General features: G+C 41.3%; 10 protein-coding genes and 1 pseudogene. 7 read left to right on the forward strand and 4 right to left on the reverse strand.

Annotated elements, in window-relative coordinates; all coding sequences use genetic code 11:
- Together SMIDD26_RS00755 and argH are read left to right on the forward strand one after the other, a co-directional pair.
- Positions 1-451, forward strand: a pseudogene (locus SMIDD26_RS00755) (argininosuccinate synthase domain-containing protein); the annotation flags it as partial.
- Between the two features lie 28 nt (positions 452-479).
- The gene (gene argH, locus SMIDD26_RS00760) at positions 480-1871 is read left to right on the forward strand and encodes an argininosuccinate lyase (RefSeq protein WP_061438622.1); all 1392 of its coding nucleotides are present in this window, start codon (positions 480-482) and stop codon (positions 1869-1871) included.
- A gap of 292 nt (positions 1872-2163) precedes the next feature.
- Here the strand turns inward: argH and SMIDD26_RS00765 are convergent, their stop codons facing one another.
- Positions 2164-3027: a helix-turn-helix domain-containing protein gene (locus SMIDD26_RS00765; protein WP_061438623.1), complete on the reverse strand. Its 864-nt coding sequence runs from the start codon at positions 3025-3027 to the stop codon at positions 2164-2166.
- An 885-nt stretch (positions 3028-3912) separates the two neighbouring features.
- Between SMIDD26_RS00765 and SMIDD26_RS00770 the strand changes: the two genes are divergently transcribed.
- The 4 genes from SMIDD26_RS00770 to mnmG all read left to right on the forward strand — a co-directional run bounded on the left by SMIDD26_RS00770 (position 3913) and on the right by mnmG (position 8495).
- Positions 3913-4500 (forward strand): hypothetical protein, encoded by a 588-nt coding sequence (locus SMIDD26_RS00770; protein ID WP_061438624.1) that lies wholly within the window; start codon positions 3913-3915, stop codon positions 4498-4500.
- Between the two features lie 354 nt (positions 4501-4854).
- Positions 4855-5976 carry a tRNA 2-thiouridine(34) synthase MnmA gene (gene mnmA / locus SMIDD26_RS00775; protein WP_033684451.1) on the forward strand — a complete coding sequence of 374 codons (1122 nt, stop codon included), beginning with the start codon at positions 4855-4857 and terminating at the stop codon, positions 5974-5976.
- Between the two features lie 140 nt (positions 5977-6116).
- On the forward strand, positions 6117-6572 hold the full coding sequence (locus SMIDD26_RS00780) for an NUDIX hydrolase (protein WP_061438625.1): 456 nt from the start codon (positions 6117-6119) through the stop codon (positions 6570-6572).
- 9 nt (positions 6573-6581) lie between these two features.
- Positions 6582-8495 (forward strand): tRNA uridine-5-carboxymethylaminomethyl(34) synthesis enzyme MnmG, encoded by a 1914-nt coding sequence (gene mnmG, locus SMIDD26_RS00785; protein WP_061438626.1) that lies wholly within the window; start codon positions 6582-6584, stop codon positions 8493-8495.
- A gap of 200 nt (positions 8496-8695) precedes the next feature.
- Here the strand turns inward: mnmG and rnjA are convergent, their stop codons facing one another.
- Both rnjA and SMIDD26_RS00795 read right to left on the reverse strand, forming a co-directional pair.
- A complete protein-coding gene (gene rnjA / locus SMIDD26_RS00790; RefSeq protein ID WP_004263010.1) occupies positions 8696-10375 on the reverse strand; it encodes a ribonuclease J1 in 1680 nt (559 codons plus the stop codon).
- A gap of 1 nt (position 10376) precedes the next feature.
- Positions 10377-10610 carry a DNA-dependent RNA polymerase subunit epsilon gene (locus SMIDD26_RS00795; RefSeq protein ID WP_000639572.1) on the reverse strand — a complete coding sequence of 78 codons (234 nt, stop codon included), beginning with the start codon at positions 10608-10610 and terminating at the stop codon, positions 10377-10379.
- Between the two features lie 279 nt (positions 10611-10889).
- Between SMIDD26_RS00795 and SMIDD26_RS00800 the strand changes: the two genes are divergently transcribed.
- The gene (locus tag SMIDD26_RS00800; protein ID WP_023935522.1) at positions 10890-11105 is read left to right on the forward strand and encodes a hypothetical protein; all 216 of its coding nucleotides are present in this window, start codon (positions 10890-10892) and stop codon (positions 11103-11105) included.
- Positions 11106-11428: 323 nt separating this feature from the next.
- On the opposite strand, the gene cibB is transcribed toward SMIDD26_RS00800, so the two are convergent.
- Positions 11429-11581, reverse strand: coding sequence for a fratricide two-peptide bacteriocin subunit CibB (gene cibB / locus SMIDD26_RS00805; protein ID WP_000974047.1), 153 nt, complete (start codon positions 11579-11581; stop codon positions 11429-11431).
- Between the last annotated feature and the right edge of the window lie 50 nt (positions 11582-11631).

Genomic DNA, 11631 nt, shown 5'->3' on the forward strand with positions numbered 1-11631 from the left:
TGGGGTTGGACGGATTGACCACGTGGAAAATCGCTTAGTTGGGATTAAATCAAGAGAAATCTATGAGTGTCCAGGTGCAGTGACCTTGCTGACAGCTCATAAGGAAATTGAGGATTTGACGCTTGTGAGAGAAGTGGCTCATTTTAAACCAATCATAGAAAATGAATTATCAAATCTCATTTATAATGCTTTGTGGTTTAGTCCGGCTACACAAGCCTTGATTGCTTATATTAAAGAGACTCAAAAAGTTGTCAATGGGACTGCAAAAGTTAAACTGTATAAGGGAAGCGCTCAGGTCGTGGCTCGGAAATCACCAAATTCACTTTATGATGAAAATTTAGCGACGTATACCAGTGCAGATACCTTTGACCAAGATGCAGCTGTTGGCTTTATTAAGTTGTGGGGACTTCCAACCAAGGTTTATTCTGAGGTTCAAAAAAGCGCCAAATAGGGCGATTGGATAGAGAGGTGGATGTGATATGGCTAAGAATACAAAATTATGGGGTGGTCGCTTTGAAGGTACTGTCGAAGACTGGGTAGAGCGCTTTGGTGCGAGTATATCTTTTGACCAGAAATTAGCTAAATTTGATGTGATTGGTTCCTTAGCCCACGTTCAGATGTTGGGTCAGACGGGCATTTTGAGTTTGGAGGAGTCAGAAAAGATCCAAGCAGGCTTGAAAGAGCTCTTAGAAGAGCTAGAGGCAGGCCAACTTGACTTTGATATTGCAAACGAAGATATTCATATGAACATGGAAGTATTACTGACAGAAAAAATTGGTCCCCTTGCAGGGAAGTTACATACAGCTCGTTCTCGAAATGACCAAGTTGCGACAGATATGCACTTGTATCTCAAGGAGCAACTAGGTCATGTCCTAGATAAACTGGCTCATCTCAAGGGTGTTTTATTAGACTTGGCGGAAAATCATGTGGAGACGATCATGCCGGGCTATACCCATCTGCAACATGCCCAACCTATTAGTTTTGCCCACCACCTGATGGCTTACTACAATATGTTTCAAAGAGACAGTGAACGTTTTGAATTTAACCAGAAGCATACAGACTTATGCCCTCTAGGTGCGGCAGCTTTGGCAGGAACGACTTTCCCCATTGATCGCCAATTGTCTAGCGATTTGCTGGAGTTTAAGCAACCTTATACAAATTCTTTGGATGCTGTTAGTGACCGCGATTTTATCTTAGAATTTCTATCCAATGCCAGCATACTGATGATGCACATGAGCCGTTTTTGTGAAGAAATGATCAATTGGTGTAGCTTTGAGTACCAATTCATTACCTTATCAGATACGTTTACAACAGGTTCCTCTATTATGCCCCAAAAGAAAAATCCAGATATGGCTGAGCTGATTCGAGGAAAGACTGGTAGAGTTTATGGGAATCTGTTTGGACTATTGACAGTCATGAAATCCTTGCCCTTAGCTTATAATAAGGATCTTCAAGAGGATAAGGAAGGAATGTTTGACACGGTCGAAACGATTTTAAATTCCCTTGATGTATTGGCAGGTATGTTATCTAGCTTGCAGGTGAACAAAGAAAAAATGCAAGAGTCGACAGAGAAGGACTTTTCAAATGCGACTGAGTTGGCAGATTATTTGGCAGGGAAAGGCTTGCCATTTAGAGAAGCTCATGAGGTTGTGGGAAGATTAGTGCTAGACTCTATCAAGTCTGCTAAAAATATCCAAGATTGGAGTCTGGAGGAATTGCAAACCTATCATTCCCTCATTGCCGAGGATATCTATGTCTACTTGCAATCTAAAACTGCTGTTCAAAGACGAAATTCCTTGGGAGGTACAGGGTTTGACCAAGTGAAATACCAGATTGCAGTTGCTAAGAAAGCGAATGAAGCTAGAAAGTGATAGATTGATAGGTTCAGAATAAGAGGTTGGTTGATTATCAGCCTCTTTCTTGTCGTTGAAAATAGTGAGATGTATTGACTTTTTAAAAGAAAGATGTCATAATTGAGTTGGGATAAACGTAAAAGTCATACTTTCTCGTTAAACCTCTCGGCGATTCATGGTGGCATGGACACATAGTAGTAAGCACACTATGTGGCTTGGCAGAGCTAAAAATTTCTGGCTTAACAACGGCTGGTATTAAGAAATAACGAATAGAATAATATGAAAAGGTCGAGGAAATCCCTCGACTTTTTTATATTTCCTTCGCTTGATAATGGGTCTCTACTTCTTTTTTGAGATGAGACAGCATAGAAGTTTCCTCGGTCAGCTCCAGAAGGGAGAAACCTTTTTGAATAAGTTTCGCATCATCCCTACAAATCCCAATACGGACATAGCAGATAGCAAGCCTATCGTAGCTTTTCTTGTTCTTGGCGTCCTCTAGTAAAGTATAGCAGATTTGCTTACACATGTTTTTGTCTTGATTGTATAAGTAAATAGTGGAAAGGTTGAGTAGGATTGTCACTCGCAAGTCATGTAGATGTTGATAGTTTTTATAGACTTCCAAGCGTTGCAAGATTTTTTCAGTGATGAGATGGAGGTGTTCAATGGGAAAGCTGAAAAGGATGGTATTGAGGATTTTTAGGTCATTTTCATACCATGTATCTTGTTTTTCAATTTTTTCCCAAAGTTTTGTGACAGTCTGTTTCACTTGGTTTGACAGTTGCTCTGTACCATGTTGACGGATATGAATGACAATTTCCAACATATCTCTGATTTCTTCTATGGGCAGGTCGTGGTGGGTTTTGAGATAGTCTTGGCATTTTTGAAATAGTTTTTCGAGTTCACTAGTCCCTAGGGTTGAGCTCATATTGAGATAGGTTTGCATGATTTCTGTTCGTTGGCTCGGTTGATAGAGGTGGCAGATATAGTCAAACTCTTCAAAACTCATATTGATTTGCCGGAGAAGAAACTCCATATTTTCATATTTGGGAGTTGCTTTACCACTTTCAATTTTTGATAAGCTGGTTCTTGAGAGAACCTCCCCACAGACCTCTTCTTGGGTCAATCCTTTTGATTCACGTATTTCTTTATAGACCTTTCCAAAATCATAACGCATAATTTTCTCCTTTTCGTGAAAAAAGTTAACAAATAATAAAATCCAATTAAAAATATTGTATCATAGTAACAGAAATAGTAAAAAAGAAAACTCAAATAGTGTGTGAAAAAAGTTAACTAATTTTAAAATAGAGTAAAGAAGAGGTATACTATAGATACGAAATACAGATAGGAGGGAAAGAGTATGAATAAAAAAGTTTTTCGTTTTTTAGTTATTCTTGCTTTCTTATTCAGCATTGCTACGGTTTTCCCATGGAAATGGCCGATGTGATGAGTTTCTTTTTAATAAAGAAAGAAGTTGCATCCAATGGGGAATCCTAAATAATATATAATAGGGCAGCTAAAATTATATTTTGAAATTGGTCTTATAGAGATTGAATAGAATAACCGATAAACTGGGGGTAGAAAGATATTTAAAACAATAAAATATACAGTAACGGTTTGTACTGTTTTAGCCTATATTATTTGGTTTTGGATGAGGATAAAATTAACTGATTTAATTGGACTTGTTATTGTAACACTGATGATTGAAAATTTTATTTTTTATTTTTTCAATGATAAAAAGAAAAAATAGTAATTTCTCTTGTTTACTAAAGTTAATAATCTAAATTTACCTCATCTCAATTAGCTAAATTTAATGTAGCTGTTGTTGTAGCAGGAGTAGCATTAAATGCTATCTCTTGTTGGGGAACTTAGTTCGCATATAGTAGGAAAAGTATTTTATAGTAGATTGAATTAGGAAGAGACAACATAATTAAGATATTCGTATTGCTTTTTAGCTATTCTCTAAAAAGCAATACGTCTTGTTCTAATTTCAATATACTATGATATAAGTTATCCCTACCCTATGTTGGTTAGATTAAGTCGTGAATCAGGAGGTTAAGTGATGAACTACAATGTAAAATATCTCTTATCAGGAATATTTATTATAGTCTTTATATATTTTCTAGTCTGGATGCGTTATTTTAATCAGAAGAAGGAAGAAGCGCATTCGGATGTGTCTTTTGAAGCGAGGTTAGATAGTGAGGTCAAGGCCTTATATAAACAACTAGGATTGGGTGAGGAACCTAACTATTTCTTAGCTTATCGCTACTTACACCCTTGGTTTAATCTAGCGATTTTACCACCAACAGTTGAAATTTTCTTAACTAAAATAGCGCTGGTGATGGTAACTCCAGATGAACTACTGATAAGAAATATTGGGAATGGGATGACTTTCACAAGTGAGCATCATCGTGATTTGCGACAAGGACTTATCCGCATTCCAAAATCAGAGATAAAAGAATTTGAGATTCGCAACTGGAAAAATGTTTTTATATTGGGCGATTTTTTGACAATTAAAACAAGCCAACATAGTTATTATTTACAGGTTAGAGATGATGGACTTCAAAAAGGAAGTCTTTCTGCCAAACATTTCTCAGACTTGAAGAGCCAAGATTTTCTCGGATTGTTGACAGATAAAAGAACATTCTGATATACAATTGCTCAAAAAGCTAATCTCTGAACGTTCAAAAATTCAAAAACCACACAGTGCTTCTTTCAGCTTGATTGTATTCAAAACTGGAATCACTGTGTGGTTTTATTTAGAAGTTAGTTTACGAACAAGTTTATTTTATAAATAAGATAATAAGCAGTAGAGGTATTGAGGTATAAATTATCCTCATTTTAAACAATTATATATGTATTTACAGAGAGGCTGGTAGATTATCAGCCTCTTTCTTGTCTTCTTCAACCAAGCATGTTATAATGAATACTGCTCAAGCGACCTTCAATCGTTAAGCACACACGACCTTCAATCGTGAATAAACGAATAGATGGGAGACTTACCATGAGTGATAACTCTAAAACACGTGTTGTTGTGGGGATGAGTGGTGGTGTTGATTCGTCGGTGACGGCTCTCTTGCTTAAAGAGCAGGGTTACGATGTGATCGGTATCTTCATGAAGAACTGGGATGACACAGATGAAAACGGCGTCTGTACGGCGACCGAAGATTACAAGGATGTGGCTGCGGTGGCAGACCAGATTGGCATTCCCTACTACTCTGTCAATTTTGAAAAAGAGTACTGGGACCGCGTTTTTGAGTATTTCCTAGCGGAATACCGTGCAGGGCGTACGCCAAATCCAGATGTCATGTGCAACAAGGAAATCAAGTTCAAGGCCTTTTTGGACTATGCCATGACCTTGGGGGCAGACTATGTAGCGACTGGGCACTATGCCCGTGTAGCGCGTGATGAGGACGGGACAGTTCACATGCTGCGTGGCGTGGACAATGGCAAGGATCAAACCTATTTCCTCAGCCAACTTTCTCAAGAACAACTCCAAAAAACTATGTTCCCTCTGGGGCATTTGGAAAAGCCTGAAGTTCGCAGACTAGCAGAAGAAGCAGGACTTGCGACTGCCAAGAAGAAAGACTCGACAGGGATTTGCTTTATCGGAGAAAAGAACTTTAAAAACTTCCTCAGCAACTACCTACCAGCTCAGCCTGGTCGCATGATGACTGTGGATGGTCGCGATATGGGCGAGCATGCAGGCCTTATGTACTATACAATCGGTCAGCGTGGCGGACTCGGTATCGGTGGACAACACGGTGGTGACAATGCTCCTTGGTTCGTTGTTGGAAAAGACCTGAGCAAGAATATCCTCTATGTCGGTCAAGGTTTCTACCATGATTCACTCATGTCAACCAGCCTAGAGGCCAGTCAGGTTCACTTTACTCGTGACATGCCAGAGGAATTTACGCTAGAATGTACGGCTAAATTCCGCTACCGTCAGCCTGACTCTAAGGTGACAGTACATGTCAAGGGAGACAAGGCAGAGGTCATCTTTGCGGAACCGCAACGTGCGATAACGCCAGGACAGGCTGTCGTCTTTTACGATGGCGATGAGTGTCTAGGGGGTGGTTTGATTGACAATGCCTACCGTGACGGACAGGTTTGTCAGTACATATAGATTGACAAATTTTCTTAATTTGCTACAATAATAAGAGCAATAGGAATGATGGTCAAAGCTCATGGATGTTGCAGGCTTTTTTGTCCTGCACTTCTTTGGAGTTTTGACTGTTTTTGTGTCGTTTAGAGGAAAGGACAAAAATGACTCAACAAGACTTTCGGACAAAAGTGGGAAATACGGTTTTTGGCGTTCGGGCGACAGCCTTGATTCTCCAAAATCGCAAGCTCCTAGTCACCAAAGATAAGGGCAAGTATTATACTATTGGCGGTGCAATTCAAGTCAATGAAAGCACAGAAGACGCAGTAGTTCGTGAAGTGAGGGAAGAATTAGGTGTCCGAGCTCAAGCTGGGCAACTAGCTTTCGTGGTTGAAAATCGTTTTGAACAAGACGGTGTTTCCTATCACAATATCGAGTTTCATTATTTGGTGGACTTACTTGAGGACGCCCCATTGACCATGCAGGAAGATGAAAAATCGCAGCCCTGTGAATGGATTGACTTGGATCAGCTCCAGAATATCCAGCTAGTTCCAGCCTTTTTAAAAACAGCCCTACCAGAATGGGACGGCCAACTAAGACACATTCATCTTGAGGAATAGGAGAGAAACATGACTTATAATTTTACAGAAGAATACGATATTATTGTAATTGGTGCGGGACACGCTGGGGTAGAGGCTTCCTTGGCTGCTAGCCGTATGGGCTGTAAGGTCTTGCTTGCGACCATCAACATTGAAATGCTGGCTTTCATGCCATGTAATCCCTCTATCGGTGGTTCTGCCAAGGGAATTGTTGTGCGTGAGGTCGATGCCCTCGGTGGCGAAATGGCCAAAACCATTGACAAGACTTACATCCAGATGAAGATGCTCAACACGGGGAAGGGTCCAGCCGTTCGTGCCCTTCGTGCGCAGGCTGACAAGGAGCTTTACTCTAAGGAAATGCGCAAGACGGTTGAAAATCAAGAGAATCTGACCCTTCGTCAGACCATGATTGATGAGATTTTGGTGGAAGACGGCAAGGTTGTCGGTGTGCGTACAGCGACCCATCAAGAATATGCTGCCAAGGCCGTTATCGTGACTACAGGGACTGCACTACGTGGGGAAATCATCATCGGAGACCTCAAGTACTCATCAGGACCTAACCACAGCCTAGCTTCGATTAACCTAGCTGATAACCTCAAGGAATTGGGCCTCGAAATTGGTCGTTTCAAGACAGGAACCCCTCCACGTGTCAAGGCTTCTTCTATCAATTACGATGTGACAGAAATTCAGCCAGGGGACGAAGCGCCTAATCACTTCTCATACACTTCACGTGATGAGGATTATGTCAAGGACCAAGTGCCATGCTGGTTGACCTATACCAATGGAACCAGTCATGAGATTATCCAAAACAACCTCCACCGTGCGCCTATGTTTACAGGTGTTGTCAAGGGAGTGGGGCCTCGTTACTGTCCGTCGATTGAAGACAAGATTGTACGCTTTGCGGATAAGGAGCGCCACCAACTATTCCTTGAGCCAGAAGGGCGCAATACAGAGGAAGTTTATGTCCAAGGTCTATCAACTAGTCTGCCTGAGGATGTCCAGCGTGAGCTGGTTCATTCTATCAAAGGTTTGGAAAATGCTGAAATGATGCGGACAGGTTATGCCATTGAGTATGACATGGTCTTGCCACACCAGTTGCGTGCGACTCTGGAAACCAAGAAAATCTCCGGACTTTTCACTGCTGGTCAGACAAATGGAACATCAGGATACGAAGAGGCAGCAGGCCAAGGGATTATAGCTGGGATCAATGCGGCTTTGAAAGTCCAAGGCAAGCCTGAGTTGATTTTGAAGCGTAGTGACGGTTATATTGGGGTCATGATTGATGACTTGGTGACCAAGGGAACCATTGAGCCTTATCGTCTTTTGACCAGTCGTGCTGAATACCGTCTCATTCTCCGTCATGACAATGCCGATATGCGTTTAACAGAGATGGGACGCGAGATTGGCCTTGTGGATGATGAACGCTGGGCTCGTTTTGAAATCAAGAAAAATCAATTTGACAAAGAGATGAAGCGCCTAGACAGTATCAAACTCAAGCCAGTCAAGGAAACCAATGCCAAGGTTGAGGAGATGGGCTTCAAGCCATTGACAGATGCGGTGACAGCAAAGGAATTCCTTCGCCGTCCAGAAGTTTCTTACCAAGATGTGGTGGCCTTCATCGGACCAGCTGCAGAAGACTTGGATGACAAGATTATCGAATTGATTGAAACAGAAATCAAGTACGAAGGCTATATTTCCAAAGCCATGGACCAGGTTGCCAAGATGAAACGCATGGAAGAAAAACGCATTCCAGTCAATATCGATTGGGATGACATTGATTCTATCGCGACAGAAGCCCGTCAGAAGTTCAAACTCATCAATCCAGAAACCATCGGCCAAGCCAGCCGTATTTCGGGAGTAAACCCAGCAGATATTTCTATTTTGATGGTGTATTTGGAAGGTAAAAATCGTAGTATTTCTAAAACTCTTCAAAAATCAAAATGATACGTCGTCGGCTTCTTACGAATGAGTTCAAAGCTTGGCTTTGATTCATCTCCAGCCTCCCATAGTTCCCCGAACTATGGGAGCTAACTTAAGTTATGCTTTCGCCTAGCCTTCTAGTCTGATTTCGATTTTTATTGAGTTTTAATCTAAAAAGAAAGCATAGAGAAAAACAGCTCCGAAGACGGGGCTGTTTTCTTGCTTTATTCTTCATCTGGTGTGAGAATCATAGGGATGATAATCGGTTCACGTTCTGTATTTTCATAGAGGAAGGGGCGAATAGCGTTGACAATGGCACCGTTGACGGATTGTACGCTGGCGTCCTTGTTTTTCAGTGCGATACGAATTGCATTGAAGAGGATACGCTGGCTTTGGCGAATCAGGTCGCCAGACTCTCTCATGTAGACAAAGCCTCGGCTGAGGATGTCTGGACCAGACAGAATCATCTGCGATTTGAAGTCAACAGTTGCGACTGCCAGAACGACACCGTCTTCAGATAGATCACGACGATCTTTGAGGACAGCTGCGCCGATTTCACCGATACGATTTCCATCGACATAGATATCTTGGGCGTTGAAATGACCTGCGATACGAGCAGAATCTGCGGTAAGTGCAAGCACATCACCATTGCTCATGATAAAGATATTGTCCTTCTCAACACCAGTATCTACTGCTAGTCCAGCGTGGACTTTTTGCATGCGGTATTCACCGTGGACAGGCATGAAGTATTTTGGCTTAATCAAGCGGAGCATAAGTTTTTGCTCTTGCTGGCCACCGTGTCCAGATGTATGGATATTGTTAACCTTACCGTGGATAACTTCGACACCAGCTTCTGAAATGATGTTGATCAGCTTGTTGACGCTAGTAGTGTTTCCAGGGATTGGACTAGAAGAGAAGATAACCGTATCGCCTGGTTGGAGTTGCACCTGACGGTGGGTTCCGTTGGCGATACGAGAGAGGGCTGCCATAGGCTCGCCCTGACTACCTGTACAGAGGATAAGAATCTCGCCTGCAGGGTAGTCTTTGATTTCATTTGGCTCGATAAAGGTTCCCTTAGGAGCTTTGATGTAGCCAAGCTCGATTCCGTTAACAATGGCCTTTTCCATCGAACGACCAAAGACCGCAATCTTGCGTCCAGTCTTAACAGCAGCTTCTGTTGCTTGTTGGAGACGGAAGATATTTGAGGCAAAGGATGCAAAGATGATACGTCCTTCAATACCTTGGATAATCTTCATGATGGACTGACCAACGACTTTTTCAGAGTTGGTAAAGGTTGGCACTTCTGCATTTGTTGAGTCAGACAGGAGACAGAGCACGCCTTCTTCACCAAGAGCAGCCATACGGTGCAAGTCTGCAGGTTCTCCAACTGGAGTAAAGTCGAATTTAAAGTCACCTGTACAGACGATTTTCCCTTGAGGAGTATGAATGACAATCCCTAAAGGCTCTGGAATAGAGTGAGTCGTTCTAAAGAAAGTTGCCTTGAGATTTTTAAAGGTCAACTCAGTGTTGTGGTTGATTTCGTAAAGTTTGGCGTTGCGCAAGAGGCCGTGTTCTTCGAGTTTCCCACGGATCAAAGCCAAGGCAAGTGGTCCAGCATAGATAGGGACATTTGCTTGCTTGAGCAGGAAAGGAATCCCACCGATGTGGTCCTCGTGTCCGTGTGTGATTAAAACAGCCTTGACGCGGTCGATATTGTCCACGATGTATGAGTAGTCAGGAATGACATAGTCGATACCCAGCAAGTCATCTTCTGGGAATTTAATCCCAGCATCGACGATGATAATCTCATCTTGGTATTCAATTCCGTAAGTGTTTTTCCCGATTTCTCCCAGACCACCGATGGCAAAAACGCCGACTTCTTCAGGTTTAAGAGTATAGGCCATATTAGAACTCCGTGATTTCGAAGGCGCCAGTTTCTTTTTCGTAATCTAGCAATTTGTCAGACAAGAGTTCGATATACTCGATATTGTACTCTGGGCGATTTTCTTCGACAAGTTGGCGAGCAGCGATACGACCCTCAAGTTCTGAGCTGGCATCGATGTCTAGGTAAAGTGCGCGTGTTGTTTCACGGCGTGGGCTACGTTCTTTTGTTTCTTGATAAAAAACTTTGTAAATCATATAGTTCCTTTCTATTTTACAGGTCAGCTTATTCCAAACTTTTAGCAGAGATTTGCTTGATTTCATTCCATTTTGTGTCTAGATTGACCTTGATTCGTTACAATTATTTCAATTATACCACAAAATGAAAAATTAGTAAAAGACGGAAACGAGAAAGTCACAGGTCAGCTTCTTTAGTAAGCGCTTGCAAAAATAAAGAAAGTGTGTTATATTGACAACGGGAGTGAAATTTATTGCTTGTCATAATTCCATATAGTTTTAAGTCAAGGAGGTTGCCCTATGTATAACTTATTTGCTTTTGCTATCGGAGCTCGCTTGGTAGCTTTTATTGTTTTTGTTGCTTGCGTTTATGGAGGGAATCTTCTATTTGCCAAACTGGAACGACGACAAACCAAGTTCTTGTGGAAAATTACCTTTGTGACTCTCTACTCGCTTTTTCTCCTCCTCGTAACCTATGTCGTTTGGTTTGTATTTTACTTTGGATTAAATGCTTAGATGCCCCGCTTATGCTGGGGCTTTTTGTTTGGGGATATATAGATAGTAGATTTACGATACGAAAAATTCCACCCCATCTATCAAGATGAGGTGATCTTTGCATTTTTCTAAAATGACATGACAGTGGAATTTTCAGAGCTTATTATTTTTATGGGAGTCATTGTTCTGCTCAAAAATAGAGTTGAAGCATAAAAATAAAACAATACAAACAGATAGATCAATTGGTAAAGGGATAGTAGTAATGTTTAAATCATTGAGAATACTGAGCAAACTGTAAGAGATGAAGATAATAAAATTTATCCTTCTAAAAATGTGTCTTTTATCTAGCATGACTTACCAAACTTTTTACGAAGGTCTTTCCCGATAGTATAACCTGCCATAAATAAAGCGATACCAACACCTACACCAAAGCCACCCTTTATTTCTTGCAATTCCTTATTAGAAATTTCACGATAGTTGTTCAAATCTTTCATCATATTAATCTCCTCCTAAAAAATAACCAGCTGCCAAACCAGAACCTATAAGT

Source organism: Streptococcus mitis (assembly GCF_001579035.1).
Taxonomy (GTDB): Bacteria; Bacillota; Bacilli; order Lactobacillales; family Streptococcaceae; genus Streptococcus; species Streptococcus mitis_J.